The following is a 20,776-nucleotide window of genomic DNA, read 5'->3' as shown; positions in this document are numbered from 1 at the left end:
TCTGTGTCTCTGTGGTAAAAATATTAAACCCAGAGGTACAGAGAACTGTCCTAATTGGCAGATGTCGAAGCTTTCACAGATTAGCTACAACCAAAAGGAAGCGCTGATCAGGAAGAGAACCTATGTCAGATAAATTACCAGCAAAAACAGAAAATATTAATATACCCTCTTTATTTGATGCTTTTGCTCAATTTGGGCAAGCTACAGTTAAACAAACACAAAATTTATTTGAGCAAGGAACACAAATTACTGGTCAATTTATCAATGGTTTGGGTGACAATTGGCTAATTAGAAAAGTATCAGGTGTTTTAAATCTTAACTGGCTAATTGGTGCAAGTGATAACGTAGATATAGAAAAAGTAGCCGCATCAGTTAACAAACTCAAGCAACAATATCCCCAAGAATCACCCAGCCAAATTGCTCACCGCATCATGGTGGATAAAGCTACGAAATCCGGTGGGGTAGGGTTTGCCAGTAGTATTTTACCAGGAGTAGCCGCAGCTTTGTTGGCAGTTGACGTAGCCGCCACAATGAAATTGCAGACAGAAATGCTGTATGAAATTGCGGCTGTGTATGGGATGGACTTAAAAGACCCCGCCAGGAAAGGGGAACTGTTGACAATTTTTGGTCTAGGCTTGGGTGGAAATAACCTCCTGAAAGCAGCAGGATTAGCTTTTTTGCGAAATATACCCTTTGCGGGTGCAGCGATCGCCGCTAGTTCCAATGCCACAATGTGTTATTCATTAGGATATGCAGCTTGTCGGTTTTATGAAGCCAAGTTAGACGATGCAACTGAGATTGATTCTCCAGAAACATTGGCAAACCTCAAAGCCGAGAGTGAGAAATATATGGAAAAAGCGATCGCCCAACAAGCGATCATGGATCAAATACTCGTTCACATGATCCTCGCCAGCCATCCCGAAAAAACCTGGGAACAAATTTTACCAGACTTACAAGCCGCGAACCTCAGCCCCGCATCCTTAGAAGCCATCAAGGAAAATATTAAATCACCCCAACCATTAGACCAACTGCTGAACCAATTAAACCGTGATTTTGCCATCCCCCTACTAGCCCAATGTCGCAAAATCGCCCAACTTGACAAACAGAGTACACCAGTTGAACAAGAGATTATTAGTGCGATCGCCAAGAAATTTAATATTAGTCAATAGTCAATAGTCAATAGTCAACAGTTAACTATTCTCCTCTGGATCGACACCGAGCGATCGCAGTCGTTCTTTCAACTGTTCTACCTGTTGTTCTGCTTGCTGTCTAGCTAAAGCTTCTGCATCAACCCTTTGCTGTGCTTCCCGGAGTGCTTGCGCCTGTTCTGTGGGATTTAGTAGCTTTTCCCCCGTATCTTCCCGGTAAAAAGCGATTAATTCCCCTTCCACTTGCAAGCGCAGCCCCAAGGGTTCACTGCGATGATCTGTAATGGGTTCATATATATTATTCCGCAACCGATAACCCTGCAACTGTCCTTGCACCCATTCACCTCTGGGATCAAATAGCCAGTATTCTTTTACACCAAGTTGCTCATATAGGGTTTTCTTAAATTCCTGGTCATGGTTTCTCGTCCCTGCTGAAGTCATCTCAAAAATGACAGCAGGAACCTCGCCCTCTTCCCAAACCTTATAGTGATCCCGTCCCCCAGGTGCGACATTAAAAATTACCATCACATCAGGTGCAACCCGCAACCGGGGAAAACCCTCAGAGTAGTAAAGAAACTGATTAGCGAGGACTGTAGCTTGTTGTCCTTGCAAATACTGGCGCAAAATTTCCAACGTCGCCAGCAAAACACACAAATGAGCATAGCTTTCCGCCACAGGTTCGCCATCAGAACTCGGATAGAATACTTCTGCCCGTTGGTTTGGGGATAAGGCTGAAGTCATAAGTTACGCCATACAGAAGGATAATTTTAATTATATGGTCATTAGTCATTAGTCCATAGTCAACAGTCCATAGTTATTTTCCCTCACTTCTAAAATTCTTTTATTTTGAATTTTGAATTTTGAATTTTGAATTGATTGCCCCCTATCCTGAAACAAAAATTTTGAGCAATACTGGTACAAGAAGGCATATATAGGCAAAATTCCAACATGGCAATTCAATTAAGTGATAAGCCTCTGCTAGAATGGGCGGGCGATAGTTTGGCGATCGCATTATTTGAAGATGCAGTCGAGTTAACTGGTGAACTGGCGAGTTTAGATGAGAGATTTGCCGGCATTTTAAAAGAAATCATTGCCGAAGAAGAATTTACAGGCAAAGCCAACACCACAGTCTTTACCCGCGTCGGTACTGGTAATTCATTAAAAAAAATCATTTTGGTAGGTTTAGGTAAAACTGAAGCCTTCAAAACCGAAAGCTTACGACGGGCGGCGGCGGCTGTAGGTAGGGTAGCTAAAAAACAAAAAAGCAAAGTTCTGGGCTTGAGTTTTCCCTTGTGGAACAATGATCCCACAACCTCAGCCCAAGCCATTGCTGAAGGTGTACAACTAGCCCTATATCAAGATAATCGTTTTAAATCAGACCCAGAAGATAAAGATTCTACAGTTGAAACTGTCGAACTACTGGGTTTTACCGGACAAGAAGCAGTCATCAACCGCGCCAACCAAATCGTATCAGGGGTAATTTTGGCTCGGCAATTAGTAGCCGCACCCGCCAACAGCGTCACCCCAATTACTATGGCAGAAACTGCTCAACAAATTGCCACTGACCACGGTTTGCAACTGCAAATATTAGAGCGGGAAGAATGTGAAAAGCTAGGTATGGGGGCATTTTTAGGAGTTGCTTTAGCCTCAGATTTGCCGCCTAAATTCATTCACATCACCTACAAACCAGAAGGCGCACCCAAGCGCAGAGTCGCCATCATTGGTAAAGGTTTAACTTTCGATTCCGGTGGACTGAATATTAAAGGTGCAGGTAGCGGTATTGAAACCATGAAAACGGATATGGGTGGGGCCGCCGCCACATTAGGCGCAGCCAAAGCCATTGCCCAAATCAAGCCAGATGTAGAAGTTCACTTCATCTCTGCCGTCACCGAAAACATGATTAGCGGTAAGGCTATGCACCCTGGAGACATCCTCACCGCCTCAAATGGCAAAACAATCGAAGTCAACAACACCGACGCTGAAGGGCGTTTAACCCTGGCTGATGCGTTAGTATATGCCGATAAATTGGGTTTAGATGCGATCGTTGATGTAGCCACCCTCACCGGTGCTAACATCACTGCCTTGGGTGAAGATATTGCTGGTTTATATACTCCCGATGATGCTTTAGCCACGCAACTAGAGCAAGCTTCTAGCGAGTCTGGCGAAAAGCTGTGGCGGATGCCAATGGAAGAAAAATATTTTGAAGGGCTAAAATCTGGCATTGCCGATATGAAGAACACCGGGCCACGTGCTGGCGGTGCGATCACAGCCGCCTTGTTCCTCAAGGAATTTGTCAAAGATACCCAGTGGGCGCACTTAGACATTGCTGGCCCAGTCTGGTCAGACAAAGAAAACGGTTACAACGGCCCAGGCGCAACCGGCTACGGCGTGAGGTTGTTGGTTAATTGGGTATTGAGTTAATCAGTTATCAGTTATCAATTAGTGTTCACTGATAACTGGTAACTGTTCACTGTTCACTGAACTCCCCAGTCCCCAGCATTTCATGCTATCCTTAGCTTGCCGGAGAAAATTGTTGCAATAGTCACAACAACTATGCGGTAGTTATTGACACTCCCCGAAATAGAATTTCGGGGATTCTTGCCTCACAGGGAGATCCAAAATGCCCCAAGGAATAATCCACAAAGCAACATCTCAGATTACTTTACCCTCCGCAAGCATACACCGGCTGCCCGACGGCGAAAAACACTGTGCCACCCATTTCGAGACAGGTTCCTCCCTTTCGGTGAGACTCTGCCTGTGTTGTGGATAATTCGATTCTACCACCATCACGACCGAATAAATGAGCCACTGCGCTCTTGCGCTCTGCCGACTTGTAGCAAGTGGCGTTCGGTCATTCGCGCTTTACCCCCACCTCAAGGACGTATGAGACACAAAACTTATTGGTTGTGTGCCTCATACTTGGGGGCTTTACGCATCACGACTCGTAAAGTTAAGATTTTTCAGCCAAGCCATCTGGTAAAATTTGTAAGGTTTCTAGAAGCTCTGAGCAATGGGATCGACTGGTGTACGGATAGCAATTGACGCAATGGGAGGGGATCACGCACCCAACGAAATCGTAGCTGGCGCAGTCAGAGCTAGCGAAGAATTGGGTGTAAAAGTCCTGTTGGTGGGTGATCCCCAACAAATTGCCTCAGCCTTGCCACCAAAAACTAATTTGGAGCGGGTGGAGATCGTTCCTACCGAGGAAGCGATCGCAATGGATGAGGAGCCTTTGAATGCGGTAAGACGCAAGCGCAAGGCTTCGATTAATGTGGCGATGGATTTAGTCAAGCAGCAACAGGCGGATGCAGTATTTTCTGCTGGTCATTCTGGTGCAGCTATGGCATCAGCTTTGCTTCGCTTGGGACGATTACCAGGAGTTGACCGTCCAGCAATTGGGACAGTTTTTCCAACAGTCAAAGCTGGTAAACCTGTATTGATACTCGATGTTGGTGCTAATGTAGACTGCCGTCCCAAGTTTTTAGAACAGTTTGCTGTTGTAGGATCTACATACAGTAAGTACGTATTAGGCACAGACGAACCTAAAGTGGGTTTGTTAAATATTGGTGAAGAAGACACCAAAGGCAATGAATTAGCCCTACGTACTCATGAACTGTTACGGGCAAATCCCCATATCCAATTTATTGGTAACGCCGAAGGTAGAGATGTACTCTCCGGTGAATTTGATGTGATTGTCTGCGATGGCTTTGTCGGCAACATTTTACTAAAATTTGCTGAAGCGGTCGGCGGTGTAATTCTGCAAATACTACGGGAAGAATTACCCCAAGGACTACACGGTCAAATCGGGACAGCCATCTTAAAACCTAACCTGAAGCGAATTAAGCAGCGTATGGATCACGCCGAACACGGTGGTGCTTTACTGTTAGGGGTATCAGGTGTTTGTCTCATCGGACACGGTAGCTCTCAAGCACCTTCAGTATTCAACGCCATCCGCATGGCTAAAGAAGCTGTAGACAATCAGGTGATGCAACAACTGCAATCCCAATACGAAATTTTACACAACAGCAGTGATTAGTCATTAGCTCTACCTGTTATTAGTCTCATGACTAATGACTAATAACTAATGACTAATAACTCATAGCTTGGGAGACTAGGAGTGCAAAATTTAGGCATCGCAATTACAGGAAGTGGTTCAGCAGTACCAAAAACTTCCCTTCACAACCAGGAATTAACCCAACTGGTTGAGACATCAGACGAGTGGATTAGCACAAGAACGGGGATTCGTCAACGGCGGTTAGCCCAACCAACTGAATCCTTAACTGAACTGGCGGCGGCGGCGAGTAGAGGGGCGATCTCGGCGGCGGGGATCAGTGCAACTGACATAGATTTGATTTTACTGGCAACATCCACCCCAGACGACTTGTTTGGTACTGCCTGTAAAGTTCAAGCCGCGATAGAAGCTACCCAAGCTGTTGCCTTTGACTTAACAGCCGCTTGTTCTGGCTTCGTATTCGGTCTAGTCACAGCAGCCCAATATATAAAAACTGGTGTATATCAGAATGTACTGTTGATTGGGGGTGATATCCTCTCTCGCTGGGTAGATTGGCAAGACAGACGCACTTGTGTGTTATTTGGTGATGGTGCAGGAGCCGTGGTATTGCAAGCCAACGAAAGCGATCGCCTATTAGGTTTTGCTCTCAAAAGTGATGGTACACAAAACCATCATCTTAACCTCACCTATCAAGGTAATTCCCAAGAAATTATCCCCAACGTCAACGTAGCTCAAGGCACTTATCAACCTATAACCATGAATGGCAAAGAAGTTTACCGCTTCGCAGCCCAAAAAGTTCCAGAAATCATTGATAAAGCCTTATTTCAAGCTCAAATAACTGTTGATCAAATCGATTGGTTAATACTGCATCAAGCAAATCAACGCATTATCGATGCGGTAGCCGAACGCCTAAATATTCCTGACCACAAAGTAATCAGCAACCTCGCTAATTACGGTAATACCTCCGCCGCTTCCATTCCCATAGCCTTAGACGAAGCCGTGCGACAAGGCAAAATTAAACCTAACGATATCATTGCTACATCTGGCTTTGGCGCTGGTTTGAGTTGGGGTGCAGCCATCTTTCAATGGGGAAAGTAGGAACTGTTAAGGACTTGCAACTAAAAAAATATAAAATCACTTTGGTGAGCAGGGGAGGAAGAATATAATCAGTTTCTCAGCCTTCAGTCATTGAATAATTTAATTTCTGGAAGTCCCTAACCGTTGACTGTCCATTCTTACGGCTACAAGCCACTCCCCCTTTACGTTCGCGTAGTGTTGCAAACAGACGCTACACCCACAGGACAGAGGAGAATAACTATGGACTATTGACTATGGACTATGGACTATGAACTAATGACTAATGACTAATGACTAATGACTAATGACCAATGACAAAAACTGCATGGGTATTTCCCGGACAAGGTTCTCAAACCCTGGGAATGGGAAAAGACTTATTAGATATACCAAGTGTTCAGGAAAAATTTGCTCAAGCTGAGGCCATCTTAGGATGGTCTGTTAGTGAAATTTGCCAAAACGAAGAAGCAAAATTATCACAGACACTCTACACTCAGCCTTGTCTTTACGTAGTCGAGAGTATCCTAGCAGACTTGATACGGGAACGAGGACAACAACCAGATTTAGTGGCGGGTCATAGTTTGGGAGAATATGTTGCCCTTTACGTTGCTGGTGTATTTGAATGGTCGGTTGGTTTAGAACTGGTGAAGCGTCGCGCTGAACTCATGGATAGTGCCGCAGGTGGACTGATGGCGGCTATGATCAATTTTGACCGCGAAAAGTTAGAAGCAATAATTGCCCAGACCCCTGATGTAGTCTTGGCAAATGATAATAGTCCAGTACAGGTTGTCATTTCCGGTACACCCGAAGCAGTACAAACTGTGATGACGCAAGTAAAAGCCAAGCGTGCTTTACCCTTAAAAGTTTCTGGCGCATTTCATTCACACCTAATGGCGGCGGCGGCGGCAGAGTTCCAAGATATATTGGAAAGTATAGAATTTCAAACAGCGACTGTACCTGTATTATCCAACGTCGAACCAGAACCGGCAGTTGATGCCCAAATTTTAAAACAACGACTCACTCAGCAAATGACTGGTTCAGTACGCTGGCGAGAAATTTCTTTAGCATTACCAGCACAAGGTATTGAGAAAGTAGTAGAAATCGGCCCAGGTAACGTACTCACTGGTTTAATTAAACGTACCATTGCTGATTTAATTTTAACAAACGTCCGTAACGCTGCGGAATTGCCAAATTAGGGACTGGGGAGCAGGGGGAGCAGGGGGAGCAGGGGGAGAATTTATATCTCCCTCATCTCCCTCATCTCCCTCATCTCCCCAATCCCCAGTACCCAATCCCCAATCCCCTATGTCTCGAACCCGTGAACCTTTAATTAGTCTGGCACTTTACCATGCCTTTAAGTGGTCGATTGTTAGTCCAATGCTGCACGGTTACTTCCGGGGTCGAATTTATGGTGTGGAAAATGTCCCCCCAACTGGCCCGTTAGTAGTTGTGAGTAATCATGCTAGCTATTTTGACCCGCCAATTGTCTCCAACTGTGTACGTCGTCCAGTCGCATACATGGCCAAGCAAGAATTATTTGAAGTTCCTGTTTTGGCACAGGCGATTAAATTATATGGTGCATATCCAGTCAGCCGGGGAAGCGCCGATCGCAATGCCATCCGTTCAGCTCTAGAATATCTAGAAAATGGCTGGGCTGTGGGTGTATTCTTAGAAGGTACTCGCACCCCAGATGGACGCATTCATGACCCCAAAAGAGGCGCAGCACTGTTAGCCGCTAAGGCAAAAGCACCCATATTGCCCGTGTGTTTGTGGGGATCGGAGAAGATTTTACAAAAAGGCTCGTCTTTACCCCGTGCAGTTCCTCTGACGGTGAGAATTGGCAATTTAATTGATACGCCTACTTCTACAAATAAGGAAGAGCTAGAAGTTATAACACAAAAATGTACTACCGTAATTAACCAAATGCACGATTTAGGACGGTAATTAGATTTAAGAGTAGTGGCGTGACCGGGCTAAAATGTTGCAAAAAATTTTCTTGTGGTGTAGGCATCTTGCCTGCACTGGACGGGCAAGATGCCCATCCCACAAGAGTTTGCTAATGCACAAATTTAGTCTAGACAGTCCAGTAGTGGCGTGACCGGACTAAAATGTGGTAATAGATTTGGGAAAAATTGAACGCAGATGAACGCAGATGTTGGCGCAGCCTTCCCGCAGGGTACGCAGATGAACAAGATGATAGATTGTTAGCTAATGCACAAAATTAGTCCGGTCACGCTAGTAGAAATACTACAATAAAGTGGCAATCTATCTGTTTTAACTGCATAATTGTCCTGTTTTCGCTAGCAAAGCAGGTAAATAAAAAGTATTTGCCCATAAAAGTAACAGGGGACAAGGTACAGGCGCTGAAGCTGTCACCTGTCCCCTATCACCTGTAACCTGCTATGTAACACCATATCACTGCATCCAAAAATTATGGATTTATCGAACTTTACCACACTGCAAAACTTAGAAGCTGCCTTTGGTGGCGAATCGATGGCTAATCGCAAGTATCTGTTTTTTGCTGATGTAGCGCGTAAGCTGGGATTTACAGATTTAGCGAAACTATTCCGCGAAACCGCAGAACAAGAAACAGAACACGCTTTTGCCCATTTTGAATTACTACACCCAGAACTGGTTGTCAAAGATGCGGCTGCTTTGACGGACGAACAAAAGCGAGAAATTGTCTCTCGTTGCTTGTCTTTGGCAATTGAGGGCGAGACTTACGAGTATACTACAATGTATCCTGAGTTCGCCGCAGCTGCTCAGAGCGATCGCGATCATCCGGCGGCTGAGGAATTCCTCAAACAAGCGCAAGAATCTAGCGAACACGCCAACATCTTCCGCGACGCAGCACACCGCTTTGGTTTATTAAAATTTATCGAAAATTACCACGCCGATCGCTACGCTGAAGCTTTAGAAGTATTAAATGGTGGACAACCTGTTACCAGAGTAGCAGGTACAGACCCCAGCACCCGCAAATGGATTTGTAAACTATGCAGTATGATTTACGATCCTGTAGCTGGTGATCCCGATTCTGGTATTGCACCCGGTACACCATTTGAAGATATTCCTGATGATTGGTATTGTCCAATTTGTGGTGCTACTAAAAAGACTTTTAAACCACTTGAGGAAAAAATCGCTGCTTAGAGGATGTTTGAAAAGTATTATTACTGACATCAAAATGTTAATGACCTAACCCCCCAGCCCCCCTTCCCTACAAGGGAATGGGGGTTTTAAAGCCTCTCTCCTTTTAGGGGAGAGGTTTGGAGAGGGGTCATTAGTATACTTTTCGACTTTCCAAACATCCTCTTAGAGTCAAAGGACTTACACACTAAGGTTGTCTGTTGAGACTGAGTGTAGGGGGGTAAGGGTTTTGAACACATACACCCCTATACCCCTGCACCCTTACCAATTACCTATTACCCATTACCCATTACCCACTAAATCAAGCATATCGTAAGTAATTAGCCGGACTTGATATTAATTGGGCGGATCTAAACGGTTGACAACTGTAGCCCATAAAATCATCGGTGAACCTACACCTAAACAGAATAACCACTGCTGTAAAGTCAAGGGCGCTGTTTCAAAGACTTCATTAATTAATGGCACATGAGCAAAGGCAATTTGTAAGAGAATTGCCCCAAGAATGCCAAAACCAATGGCGGGAATATCCACGTTTTCTTTCAAGGTTCCATCCATTTTGGCGATGAGATTGGGGATTAATTGGCTAATACTTAATAGGTAAAATATTCTGCCAGCAATTAAAGAGTTAATTGCCATTGTTCTGGCTAAATCTAGATTACCTGTGGTTTGACGGATGTATTCAAATACCCCAAATATCACAATCCAGTTAAATAGAGAAATTGCTAAAATGCGTTGAATACGACTCCCTGATAGTAAGGGTTCGTTGGGATGACGGGGTGCTTGTTCCATGACGTTTTGCGCCTTCGGTTCAAATGCCAAAGGTACTGTCATGGTGATGGAGTTCAACATATTTAGCCAGAGGACTTGTAAGGATAAAATCGGTAAGTCTCTCGCCAATAATGTACTAATTAAGATTGTCATTGATTCCCCACCATTGACAGGGAGAATAAAACAAATTGCTTTAATTAGGTTCTTATATACAGAACGTCCTTCTTCTACCGCCGCTTCAATGGAGGCGAAATTGTCATCGGTAAGTAGCATATCTGCGGCTTCTTTGGCTACTTCTGTACCTGCGCCACCCATTGCAATCCCGATATCTGCTTGTTTTAAGGCGGGTGCATCGTTGACACCATCCCCAGTCATGGCGACAACTTCGCCTTTCGATTGTAAGGCTTCGACTAGGCGCAGTTTTTGTTCTGGCGCAACACGGGCAAAAACTACCCCTTCCTCAGCAACTTGGGCGAGTTCGGCTTGATCCATTTTGGCTAGTTCTGCACCTGTGAAAGCCAGAACTGAGCCATTTTTGTTGATTCCCATCCTCCGTGCGATCGCCTGCGCTGTCACAGCATGATCTCCGGTGATCATCTTCACCTGAATCCCGGCTGTTTGACAAGCTTGCACCGCTTTAATCGCACTCTCACGGGGTGGATCAATCATCCCCTGCAAGCCTAAGAAAATTAACCCATCAGCTATATCTAGATGATCTACCGCATCTTGTTCATTACTAACTGGTTTTTTGGCTAAGGCTAACACCCGTAAGCCTTGACGCGCCATAATATTCACTTCTCGTTCGATGGAACTTTGTTTTAAGGTTTCCACACAATCCAAAGGACGAGGCTGACCATCGGTATTTAATATCAGGTTGCAGCGTTGGAGAATAGCCTCTACAGAACCTTTCACATAGATAGTTTTACCTGTGGGTGTCTGATGCAAGGTAGCCATATATTGATAGTCAGATTCAAAGGGAATTCCATCTAGTCTAGGCATTTGTTTAGCTAACGTCGGCTGGCTAAAATTGGCTTTATTCGCCGATGCAATTAACGCTCCCTCGGTGGGATCTCCCATGACTACCCACTTACCTTGCTTTTTCTCTAGGTGCGAATCGTTACAAAGTAAGCCGGCTATCAGACATTCTTGCAATCCCTTGTCACTGTTTAAATTTACGGGTTTCTCATCTCTGAGAATTTCCCCATCGGGTGCATAACCCACACCAGTTACTGTATATTGATGTCCTCCCGCATAGATGGCTTGTACTGTCATCTGATTTTCTGTCAATGTCCCGGTTTTATCGGAACAAATCACAGTCGCACTACCCAAGGTTTCCACAGCCGGGAGTTTGCGAATAATCGCATTTCGTTTTGCCATGCGGGAAACACCAATAGCTAAGGTAACAGTTACTACTGCTGGCAAGCCTTCGGGAATGGCACTTACGGTTAAAGCTACTGCTGCTTCTAAAGCTTCGTTAAACCCTCTAAAACCTAACCCTACAGTAAAACATAGGGCGGCTAACCCAAGTACCATATATAGCCAATTGTGGCTAAATTTATCAAATTTCCTGGTTAATGGTGTGGAAATATCTGTATGCTGCTCCATTAACTGGGATATTTTCCCAGTTTCTGTATTATTGCCTGTAGCTACGACAACACCAATCCCTTGTCCGAAGGTGACGAAGCCTCCCGCATAAGCCATGTTAAGGCGTTCTGCTAATCCTGTATCTGGTTGCAAGATGGATGTATTTTTTTCTACTGCTACAGATTCACCAGTCAAAGCCGATTCATCGATTTGCAAGTTCCGCACTTGAATCAGGCGTAAATCGGCGGGGACTTTATCGCCGGAAGTCAATAGCACGATATCACCGGGAACTAAGTCTCGTGAGGGGATGCGGATTTTTTGTCCGTCGCGGATGATGGTGGCTTCTGTGGTGATGGCTTTGGCTAAAGCGGCGATCGCACCTTCGGCTTTGGCTTCTTGCACAAATCCGATAATGGCGTTGGTGGTTGTCACACCCCAAATCACCCCAGCATTGACAAAACTACCCGTTACTGCTTTTACCAACCCAGCACATAACAAGATAATTAATAGCGGTTGATTGAATTGCAGGAGAAACTTCAACCACCAAGGCTTACTTTTCTTTCCTGTCAGTTCATTTGCACCGACTTTATTGAATAACTGTATGACTTGGGGGCTACTTAACCCGGTTTCTGCATCAGTGTGCAAACGAGCGATCGCTTCGTCTATCTCTAAGGCGTGCCAAATTGTCGGCTGTTTCTCTCCTGGTGCAACGGTAGCTACAGCTTTAACCATAATTATTAAATTCTTGTAAAGAGTGTTACTAATAATTTAACACTATAAATTAGTGTTGTATAAGATTTAGAACCAATAAAATCTAATGATTATCATTACTTAAGCTAATGGGTGGCGAAAAATTGACCTTGCTTTCCCTTAAACTAGGGATGAAACCGAAAGCGAAAAACTTGTGAGTCTGGATTTATCTACCCCATTACAACTGATAGGGCGTTCTGTAGAGTTTCAGCGCATTGTAGAAACGCTAGCCCAGGATGGTAACTTATTAATTACCGGAGTACCTGGTAGTGGTAGGCGTACCCTAGTGCGGTGGGGTGTGGTGGAAGTGGGTGCGATCGCGCTAGATATAGACTGCATCCGCGCCACAGATGGAGAGCGATTTTTACAGCTACTAGCCGAAGCGATTAGCCAAAACTGGGAAGCAGAGAAAATTCAGGATTGGGTGGCGGAAAAGAAGAGTGAGTTTTTCGTCTTTGATGCAGAAACTAAACTCAAATTGATACGTTCTCTCAACCAAAAGCAACTATGGCAAGCCTTTGAATTGTTGTTGCAATTACCACAAATCATGGCTGTTGATGTAGATAAGCGGGTGGTGGTAATTTTACAGAGTTTCCCACATATTCGTTCTTGGGATCGTCACAATTTATGGGAAATGGCATTCAGGAATAAAATCAACCAAGATACCCATGTTAATTATGTCTTAGTCGCCACTATCGCCGAGACAGGCAATTATTCCCCAGATGAGCAGAATCATTTAGAAACTATACAATTACCACCCCTCAGCCGTGATGTATTAGCAGTCTGGGCAAGGGAAATATTACATACAGCCCAACTCACCTTTGATTCTCGTTCCCAAGCATTGCAATTATTTTCAGATGCAGTACAAGGACACATTGGTGATGCGATGGCGCTAATTCGCCGCCTGAAAACATCCTGTAATCCTGATAGCTTAATTACTGAAGCTGACGTAAAGCAAGCAATTGAAGGACTACTCAAAGATTTATCGATGACTTATGAATCTTTATTGATGTTACTACCAGCAAATCAGGTACATCTGTTGGAATGTTTAGCGGTAGACCCTACAGAAAAACCCCAAAGCAGAGATTATATTCAAAAACATGGACTTTCCAGAGGCGGAAGTCTCCAAGGTGCGCTCACAGGATTGCATCACAAGGGATTAATTTATGGTGCAGAGCAAGGTTATAAATTGGCAATGCCGTTATTGGCTTTGTGGTTACGACAAAGGTTAAGTTGAAGGGGCTGGTAATGGGTAATGGGTAATTGGTAATGGGTATTTTAGAAAACAATTACCCATTCGCTATTACCTATTACCAACCTTAGCAACTATATCGTCAGCAATTAGCAGAACTTGATATCAACTAGCCCAAGAATGTTGTCGTGTTTGGACTAAATGCAGCAGTTCTTGAGGGGTGAGGCTGCGTTTCTTTTCTACAGATTCTTGTCTAACTGCATCTAGAACGGATTGAGTTTCTTCTTGATTAAGAACAATGCCATGTTGCTCCAAGATACTAGATAATAAATGCCTACCAGAATGTTTACCAACAACTAAACGGCGCTCTCTACCAACTTCTTCTGGTGCATAGGGTTCGTAGGTATGGGGATTTTGTAGTACACCATGAGCATGAATCCCTGATTCGTGAGCAAAGGTATTTTCACCCACAATTGCTTTCCAAGGTGGTACAGGATAACCTGATGCTGATGCTACTAATTGAGAGATTTCCAATAAACGTTTTGTATCAATTCCTAAATCATATTGATATAAATGCTTGAGAGCCATAACCACTTCTTCCAAAGCAGCATTACCAGCTCTTTCTCCTAAACCATTAACTGTAGTATTTACTGATAAAGCACCTGCTTTAATCCCGGCGAGGGCGTTGGCTGTGGCTAAACCAAAATCGTTGTGAGTGTGCATCTCTACAGGTATTGTTAAAGATGTCACCAATTGTCTAACCTTGTTGTAAGTTGTGAAAGGGTCGAGAATACCTACTGTGTCACAAAAGCGAAATCTTGATGCGCCCCATTCTTGAGCCACCTGGACTAAATCAAGTAGAAAGCTTTCTTCGGCTCTGGATGAGTCTTCGCCACCGATGGAAACAAATAAACCATGATCAACGGCAAAGCTAATACTATCATGGAGTTTCTGCAAAACGACTGAAGAGCGTCCTTGGAATTTAGCTTTGATTTGAATTGCCGAAACGGGAACAGAGATATGTACTCGCTGCAAACCGCAGGCTATGGAAGCTTGGATATCGGCAATAACAGCGCGGTTCCAACCTAGTAGATGTGCTTGCAAATCTAAGTTAACAATATTGGCGATCGCTTGTTGTTCGGCTTTACCCATTGCGGGTATTCCTACTTCAATTTCATGCACACCGATAGCATCAAGAATAAGCGCGATCGCTATTTTTTCTTCTACGCTAAAAGCAACCCCAGCCGCTTGCTCTCCATCACGTAGTGTAGTGTCATTAATTAGCACTTTATTCATTTGCAAAATGTCTCCGAGGAAACAGAGGTAGATTATTCACCTGATGGCTAATTGCCAAGGGAATCTGACAAAGGATACAATAAAAGTAAACGAATTGCTCACCCAAGTTGAGTAAATCTCATTACCAATGCAAAACACTTAAATTAATTAAGGTGCAGAATTTGGTACGACAAATTAGCCAATCTTTTCAACCAATTCTTATTTTTTTGACTAGATGTAAGTCTTAACATAACACCTTCATAAGTTTATGCACACTGTGGACATAATTATTTAATTGGTGATTTTTGCTAGCTGGAAAAGAGGAGTTAGAGGTTAGAGACTAGAGGCTTGACAAAAAATATTTCTTTACATCCTTGTCTGCTGACCCACAGGGGGATTTATCTTGAAATATAAGCTAGAATTAAGCTGCCGAAAATACTCTGGATGAATTACCTGCTGTACTTATGGCGATCGCCTAACAATCTGCTTAATTTTTAATTCCCATGAATCGATTCACGAGATAATATTTCTTTGCTATCTTCATGGCTTTCATATTCAGTAATTCTCACATGATCAAAAAATTTGGATATCCAAGGTAACGCTATCAGAATACCCGACAAAACTAAGAGAAATATAGAAATACCTATAATTTGGTCACGGGGTATTTCTAATACTCCACGGATAATTACTTCTCGCAATGCCGAAACTATGGTAATTTCTGCGGCGGCTCCTACTGATATCTTTTGTGTCTGTAAATAATCAATTAATAAGCGAAATAGCTCTACTAAAATCAAAATAAACAAAATATCAGATGTTACTTCCCGCAAATCAAGCGGATGTAAAAAAGATAAGAACATATCCGCCAAACGCAGGAGCATTATCCAAAACAAGCCCAAACATAGCGAGATAATAATAATATCCTGAAAAAATTCTAGATTGCTGACAATTTTATCCCTCTTAAACCAGGTGTTTATATGTCTAATTATTTCTTTAGGCATACAATCAGTAATAATTATGAATTAACTAAATTCATCATAAGCAACCTCAAAAATTAATTTTATAAACAAAAAGACAATTTTCTTAATTAAGAATATTTTATCAAGAAAATAAAATTAATGTAATTAAAGATACTAATATATTTTACATTCTCTATAGGATTCATACTTGATTTTTGAAAGATATGTAGGGTGGACAGTGCAGCGCCGTATCATTGTCTTGGTGGGCATTGCAGCGCCCTACAGTAAATTTAAAAATCGTTATGTTAGCACAAAAATATAAAACAGACTATTATAGGTGATAATGATTATCCATTTGGTAAGATAAGAGGCTTTGATAGTATGGTAGCTGACGTAGTTGCAGATTCAGTTCCCGTTACTGTTCTGACTGGCTATTTAGGAGCAGGTAAAACAACTCTACTCAATCACATTCTCACTTACGAGCATGGTAAAAAAGTTGCCGTGATTGTCAATGAATTTGGGGAAGTAGGCATTGATAACCAATTAGTTATCGATGCAGATGAAGAAATTTTTGAGATGAACAACGGCTGTATCTGTTGTACGGTTCGCGGTGACTTAATCCGCATCATCGGTAATTTAATGAAGCGCCGTGATAAGTTTGACCATTTAGTAATTGAAACTACAGGATTGGCTGATCCTGCGCCAGTGATTCAGACATTCTTTGTAGATGAAGATATGCAAAGTCAACTAGCTTTAGATGCAGTAGTGACAGTAGTAGATGCCAAGCATATCTGGCAACACTGGGACGCAGACGAAGCCCAAGAACAAATTGCCTTTGCTGATGTAATTTTACTTAATAAAACTGATTTAGTTACCCCAACAGAATTAGATGAATTAGAAAAGCGGATTCGGTCAATGAATGCAATGGCAAAAATCTACCGCACCCGTAATTCCGAATTAGGAATGGACGCTTTGCTGGGTGTGAAAGCCTTTGATTTAGACCGTGCTTTGGAAATAGATCCAAATTTCTTAGGCGAAGATGCCCACGAACATGATGATACAGTTTTTTCTGTGGCTTTAGTCCAAGAAGGGGAACTCGACGGCGAAAAATTAAACGCTTGGCTATCTGAATTATTGCGTACCCAAGGCCCGGATATCTTCCGGATGAAAGGTATATTAAATATTGCTGGTGAAGATAATAGATTTGTCTTCCAAGGGGTACATATGATATTTGATGGTAGACCCGATCGCCCGTGGAAACCAACCGAAAAACGCAAAAACGAACTAGTCTTCATCGGTCGCAATTTAAACGAAGCCCAACTTAAGCAGGATTTTCTTGCTTGTTTAGTTTAGGGGCTGGGGAGCAGGGGAGCAGGGGAGCAGGGGAGCAGGGGAGCAGGGGAGCAGAGGCGCAGGGGAGCAGGGGAGCAGGGGAGCAGAGGAGAAAATAATTACTCCCCCTTTCCCCTTTCCCCCTTCCCCTTTCCCCTTTCCCCTTTCCCCTTTCCCCTTCCCCCTTCCCCCTTACCCCTTTCCCCTTCCCCCAATCCCCGACACTATGAAACCAACAATCAGCAATACTAAGGAATTTGAAGAACATTTTTCTGGGACACTGGCAGAATATGTAACTGCGATCGCTTGGTGTCCCCAAGGAGATACCTTAGCCGCAGCTTCGGCGGCTGGGGAGGTGGTAATTTGGCAGGATGGTGTTTTGACAACGCTGCAAACTGGTAATGGTCAATCTGTCGATTGTCTGGCTTTCTCCCGTGATGGCAAATTTTTGGCTATTGGTGGACAAGATGGCCGGGTGAAGATTTGGCGGGAACAGGAATTAGTCGCCACTTTAGAAAATGCGCCTGCATGGGTGGACAAGTTAGCTTGGAGTTATGCTAATAACCATTTGGCTTTTAGTTTAGGGCGCTATGTACAGGTTTGGGATGCTGAGGCGGGTGAGGTTGTCACTACCCTAAATTTTGCTGACTCATCGGCGTTGAGTATTGATTGGCGCATTGATGGAAAATATTTAGCGATCGCTGGTAACAAGGGTGTGAAAATCTGGCAAGCTGAAGATTGGGACGAAGAACCTTATATTTTAGATATGCCTACTGTGAGTGTGACTATGGCATGGTCGCCTGATGGTAGATTCTTAGCATCTGGAAATATGGATCGTAGTGTCACCGTATTGGAATGGAATAATCCCGACCCTTGGGTGATGCGTGGTTTCCCTGGGAAAATTCGTCAACTAGCATGGTCAGAACTCACCAACAAAGTAGGTGCGCCTATACTAGCCTCTTCTAGTGTGGAAGGTATTGTAGTTTGGGAAAAACTAGAGGATGAAAACTTGGGATGGGAAGCACAAGTTTTGACTAATCATGTGGGTGTGATTAATGCAATCGCCTTTGCACCTCAAAGCTTTACACTCGCCTCAGCCGCAACTGATGGCTGGTTGTGTCTATGGAAAGGAGCCAAGCAAGTATCGCAAATTCTCACAGGCGTTGCTGATGGTTTCTCTACCCTAGCCTGGCATCCCCAAGGTAAACTATTAGCCGCAGGTGGTGAAAAAGGGGAATTGCTTATTTGGTCAAAAGGGTAATTAATTTACAAACAATTCACATCTCTGGTAATAGGTAATAGGTAATTGTTTTGGCTCTTAACAATTACCTTTGTCGGATGATTTTCTATAGGTTAGGCATTGTCTACCCCGGTCTTTTCTAAATCAATTACAAATACTATATAATTCTCTTAATCAATATTATTATTTTTATCCAGTTAGCACCAGTGAATAATGCCATAAAATTCATTAGCCAAGCATTCCTTAAAAGCAAACACACAGGCAGCGCATCACCCGCAATCAAAGGAATAACATCCAGTCACCCGTTATTATTAAAGCTTCTCCTAGTCATCTTCGTCAGTGGATTTTTTGGGTGTAGAAATCAAACTACAAACACATCCATCACTCAGGCTACTAATGTAGTTGATCAAAATCTTCCCAAAGTTGTCGCAACTACAACTGTACTGTGTGATTTAACTAGACAAATTGCCGAAAATACAATTAACCTCATCTGCTTAATTCCCCCTAACCAATTCCCCCAGACTTACCAAGCAAATGCAGAAGATAGTAGCGCTATTGAACAAGCTAATCTTATATTATATAATGGTTATAATTTGGAACCACAATTAATCAAACAAATCAAGGCTACAAAAAACTCCGCATCTAAAATTGCTGTGAGTCAAATTGCAGTTCCTAAGCCACAACAATTTATAGCAAACGGTCGTAGAGTCAATAATCCTTATATTTGGCATAATCCCAAGAATGCTAGCAAAATGCTGGAAGTCATCAATAGTAACTTGAATAAGTTAGAACCCAGCAATACCAACATTTATAATGAAAATACAAAAAGAATTAAAAGTGAACTTACCCAGTTGGATAAGTGGATTAAATTAAAAGTTGCTACTATTCCTAAAGAAAAGCGTAGATTAATCACAACTAGTAATGCTATAGATTATTACACAAAAGCTTATGGTATTCCTTCAGTTACTCTAGGTAGCGAAGCACAAGCAACAGAACAACGAGTTAAAAATTTGGTTAAGTTTGTGCAGAAAAGTAACGTGCCGACTATTTTTGCAGATATGTTAGATACATCCAAGGTGATGGAATCTGTCGCTACAGAGGCGCAAGTCAATTTATCACAACGGCAATTATATACTCAAGGACTGGGAGAACCAACCAGTGATGGTGACACCTATCAGAATATGATGGTTGCTAACACAAGGACAATTGTTGAAGGGTTAGGCGGAACATATTTAATATTTCAACCCAAAGCCCGAAATTAGTCGGGGTTAGTTTCAAGAAACACAGGTGACAGGTGACAGGTGATAGGTGACAACTTAATACTCTAGATTATTAAGCTCACCCAAAGACGCATTCGCGTAGCGTCTCCTAGAGAAGGTACAAAGGAACAACATTTTATTAAGTGCATCATTACAGAGAATTGGTATTAGCAATACTGACATCTTGCACCTTCTCAATAAACTAGTGGTGGGCGATGCCCACCCTACGAAATCATAAGGGTTTCGGGCTGCGATTTTCGCAATAACAGAGTGGTGCAAGATATGAGAATAGATAAATCATAAAATCCTTCTACCAAAGGGCTTTTAAAGCTGTCACCTGTCCCCTGTCCCCTGTCCCCTGCTATATTCCAGATGTGGAAAAACTTAACTGCCGAGTAACTAAAATATGTCTGAAGAACAATCTAATCAAGCACAATTGCCACCTACTGATGCGATTGAAGTTGCATCACTACGTCAGTTCGAGAGTTGGTTTGAGTATCCTGTAAAAGTTCATCCCCACCACACTGACTATGCAGGTATTGTTTGGCATGGCAGTTATATAACTTGGATGGAAGAAGCCAGAGTAGAATGTTTACGTTCTATCGGGATCGAGTTTGCTGATTTAGTTGCTTTGGGCTGTGACTTACCTGTGGTAGAACTTACTGTACGCTACCATCGAGCGATCGCATTAGGTATGGCTGTAGTGGTTAAAACCCGCATGGTTGATGTGACAGGTGTCCGCATCAACTGGGATTATGCAATTGTTTCCACAGATGGACAGCAGCTATTCGCTACTGCCAAGGTGACACTAGTCGCGTTAGATAAAGAGAGAGGCAAAATTATGCGCCAGTTACCCACAAGCGTTAAGGATGCCCTAGCAAAGATTTCTGCTCTACACAATAATTGATGAGAGACTGGGGACTGGGGACCTTTCAAGGGCAGGTTTTTTGTTTAAGCAGAAGAGAAAGCGGTGGGGCTTCTCCAAGATTCAGGGAAGAAGCTACCAACAGGCAAAGGTTGACCAAGTAACAAGGCGACAATG

General features: G+C 43.2%; 17 protein-coding genes. 12 read left to right on the top strand and 5 right to left on the bottom strand.

Annotated elements, in window-relative coordinates; genetic code table 11:
- Positions 1 to 122 precede the first annotated feature (122 nt).
- On the top strand, positions 123 to 1,169 hold the full coding sequence (locus H6G83_RS30840; RefSeq protein ID WP_190479262.1) for a hypothetical protein: 1,047 nt from the start codon (positions 123 to 125) through the stop codon (positions 1,167 to 1,169).
- 21 nt (positions 1,170 to 1,190) lie between these two features.
- On the opposite strand, the gene H6G83_RS30835 is transcribed toward H6G83_RS30840, so the two are convergent.
- Positions 1,191 to 1,889, bottom strand: a complete 699-nt coding sequence (locus tag H6G83_RS30835; RefSeq protein WP_190479260.1) for a Uma2 family endonuclease — start codon at positions 1,887 to 1,889, stop codon at positions 1,191 to 1,193.
- A 207-nt stretch (positions 1,890 to 2,096) separates the two neighbouring features.
- Here H6G83_RS30835 and H6G83_RS30830 point away from each other — a divergent pair, with 207 nt between their 5' ends.
- The gene (locus tag H6G83_RS30830; protein WP_190479257.1) at positions 2,097 to 3,569 is read left to right on the top strand and encodes a leucyl aminopeptidase; all 1,473 of its coding nucleotides are present in this window, start codon (positions 2,097 to 2,099) and stop codon (positions 3,567 to 3,569) included.
- Between the two features lie 241 nt (positions 3,570 to 3,810).
- Here the strand turns inward: H6G83_RS30830 and H6G83_RS30825 are convergent, their stop codons facing one another.
- Positions 3,811 to 3,957, bottom strand: coding sequence for a hypothetical protein (locus tag H6G83_RS30825; RefSeq protein WP_190479255.1), 147 nt, complete (start codon positions 3,955 to 3,957; stop codon positions 3,811 to 3,813).
- Positions 3,958 to 4,158: 201 nt separating this feature from the next.
- On the opposite strand from H6G83_RS30825, the gene plsX reads away from it, so the two are divergent.
- From plsX to rd, 5 genes are all read left to right on the top strand, one after another.
- Positions 4,159 to 5,184 (top strand): phosphate acyltransferase PlsX, encoded by a 1,026-nt coding sequence (plsX, locus tag H6G83_RS30820; RefSeq protein ID WP_190479253.1) that lies wholly within the window; start codon positions 4,159 to 4,161, stop codon positions 5,182 to 5,184.
- Between the two features lie 81 nt (positions 5,185 to 5,265).
- A complete protein-coding gene (locus H6G83_RS30815; RefSeq protein WP_190479251.1) occupies positions 5,266 to 6,258 on the top strand; it encodes a beta-ketoacyl-ACP synthase 3 in 993 nt (330 codons plus the stop codon).
- 290 nt (positions 6,259 to 6,548) lie between these two features.
- Positions 6,549 to 7,430: an ACP S-malonyltransferase gene (fabD, locus tag H6G83_RS30810; protein ID WP_190479249.1), complete on the top strand. Its 882-nt coding sequence runs from the start codon at positions 6,549 to 6,551 to the stop codon at positions 7,428 to 7,430.
- A gap of 109 nt (positions 7,431 to 7,539) precedes the next feature.
- Positions 7,540 to 8,178: a lysophospholipid acyltransferase family protein gene (locus tag H6G83_RS30805; protein WP_190479247.1), complete on the top strand. Its 639-nt coding sequence runs from the start codon at positions 7,540 to 7,542 to the stop codon at positions 8,176 to 8,178.
- Between the two features lie 489 nt (positions 8,179 to 8,667).
- Entirely contained in the window at positions 8,668 to 9,381 is a 714-nt protein-coding gene (gene rd, locus H6G83_RS30800; protein WP_190479245.1) for a rubredoxin, read from the top strand.
- 333 nt (positions 9,382 to 9,714) lie between these two features.
- On the opposite strand, the gene H6G83_RS30795 is transcribed toward rd, so the two are convergent.
- Entirely contained in the window at positions 9,715 to 12,462 is a 2,748-nt protein-coding gene (locus tag H6G83_RS30795; RefSeq protein WP_190479243.1) for a cation-translocating P-type ATPase, read from the bottom strand.
- A gap of 172 nt (positions 12,463 to 12,634) precedes the next feature.
- On the opposite strand from H6G83_RS30795, the gene H6G83_RS30790 reads away from it, so the two are divergent.
- Complete coding sequence (locus H6G83_RS30790) at positions 12,635 to 13,717, top strand: ATP-binding protein (RefSeq protein WP_190479241.1); 1,083 nt, start codon at positions 12,635 to 12,637, stop codon at positions 13,715 to 13,717.
- Positions 13,718 to 13,837: 120 nt separating this feature from the next.
- Here H6G83_RS30790 and nifV read toward each other — a convergent pair whose 3' ends face one another.
- Together nifV and H6G83_RS30780 are read right to left on the bottom strand one after the other, a co-directional pair.
- Entirely contained in the window at positions 13,838 to 14,968 is a 1,131-nt protein-coding gene (nifV, locus tag H6G83_RS30785) for a homocitrate synthase (protein ID WP_190479239.1), read from the bottom strand.
- A gap of 473 nt (positions 14,969 to 15,441) precedes the next feature.
- Complete coding sequence (locus H6G83_RS30780) at positions 15,442 to 15,945, bottom strand: phosphate-starvation-inducible PsiE family protein (RefSeq protein ID WP_190479237.1); 504 nt, start codon at positions 15,943 to 15,945, stop codon at positions 15,442 to 15,444.
- Between the two features lie 339 nt (positions 15,946 to 16,284).
- On the opposite strand from H6G83_RS30780, the gene H6G83_RS30775 reads away from it, so the two are divergent.
- The 4 genes from H6G83_RS30775 (at position 16,285) to H6G83_RS30760 (ending at position 20,641) form a co-directional block, all read left to right on the top strand.
- Entirely contained in the window at positions 16,285 to 17,256 is a 972-nt protein-coding gene (locus H6G83_RS30775; RefSeq protein ID WP_190479235.1) for a CobW family GTP-binding protein, read from the top strand.
- Between the two features lie 205 nt (positions 17,257 to 17,461).
- On the top strand, positions 17,462 to 18,496 hold the full coding sequence (locus tag H6G83_RS30770) for a WD40 repeat domain-containing protein (RefSeq protein ID WP_190479233.1): 1,035 nt from the start codon (positions 17,462 to 17,464) through the stop codon (positions 18,494 to 18,496).
- A 266-nt stretch (positions 18,497 to 18,762) separates the two neighbouring features.
- Positions 18,763 to 19,737 carry a metal ABC transporter solute-binding protein, Zn/Mn family gene (locus H6G83_RS30765; protein ID WP_313937497.1) on the top strand — a complete coding sequence of 325 codons (975 nt, stop codon included), beginning with the start codon at positions 18,763 to 18,765 and terminating at the stop codon, positions 19,735 to 19,737.
- A gap of 403 nt (positions 19,738 to 20,140) precedes the next feature.
- Complete coding sequence (locus H6G83_RS30760) at positions 20,141 to 20,641, top strand: acyl-CoA thioesterase (RefSeq protein WP_190479231.1); 501 nt, start codon at positions 20,141 to 20,143, stop codon at positions 20,639 to 20,641.
- Positions 20,642 to 20,776: the final 135 nt, after the last annotated feature.

Source organism: Anabaena azotica FACHB-119 (assembly GCF_014697625.1).
In the GTDB taxonomy this organism is placed as follows: Bacteria; Cyanobacteriota; Cyanobacteriia; order Cyanobacteriales; family Nostocaceae; genus Trichormus; species Trichormus azoticus_A.
This window is presented reverse-complemented; position numbering and strand designations above follow the sequence as displayed.

Coding starts and splice junctions, on each gene's coding strand:
- H6G83_RS30805 (WP_190479247.1), top strand. CDS start 7,540: ATGTCTCGAACCCGTGAACCTTTAATTAGTCTGGCACTTTACCATGCC.
- H6G83_RS30770 (WP_190479233.1), top strand. CDS start 17,462: ATGAAACCAACAATCAGCAATACTAAGGAATTTGAAGAACATTTTTCT.
- H6G83_RS30840 (WP_190479262.1), top strand. CDS start 123: ATGTCAGATAAATTACCAGCAAAAACAGAAAATATTAATATACCCTCT.
- rd (WP_190479245.1), top strand. CDS start 8,668: ATGGATTTATCGAACTTTACCACACTGCAAAACTTAGAAGCTGCCTTT.
- H6G83_RS30835 (WP_190479260.1), bottom strand. CDS start 1,889: ATGACTTCAGCCTTATCCCCAAACCAACGGGCAGAAGTATTCTATCCG.
- nifV (WP_190479239.1), bottom strand. CDS start 14,968: ATGAATAAAGTGCTAATTAATGACACTACACTACGTGATGGAGAGCAA.
- H6G83_RS30775 (WP_190479235.1), top strand. CDS start 16,285: ATGGTAGCTGACGTAGTTGCAGATTCAGTTCCCGTTACTGTTCTGACT.
- H6G83_RS30780 (WP_190479237.1), bottom strand. CDS start 15,945: ATGCCTAAAGAAATAATTAGACATATAAACACCTGGTTTAAGAGGGAT.
- H6G83_RS30830 (WP_190479257.1), top strand. CDS start 2,097: ATGGCAATTCAATTAAGTGATAAGCCTCTGCTAGAATGGGCGGGCGAT.
- plsX (WP_190479253.1), top strand. CDS start 4,159: ATGGGATCGACTGGTGTACGGATAGCAATTGACGCAATGGGAGGGGAT.
- fabD (WP_190479249.1), top strand. CDS start 6,549: ATGACAAAAACTGCATGGGTATTTCCCGGACAAGGTTCTCAAACCCTG.
- H6G83_RS30760 (WP_190479231.1), top strand. CDS start 20,141: ATGTCTGAAGAACAATCTAATCAAGCACAATTGCCACCTACTGATGCG.
- H6G83_RS30795 (WP_190479243.1), bottom strand. CDS start 12,462: ATGGTTAAAGCTGTAGCTACCGTTGCACCAGGAGAGAAACAGCCGACA.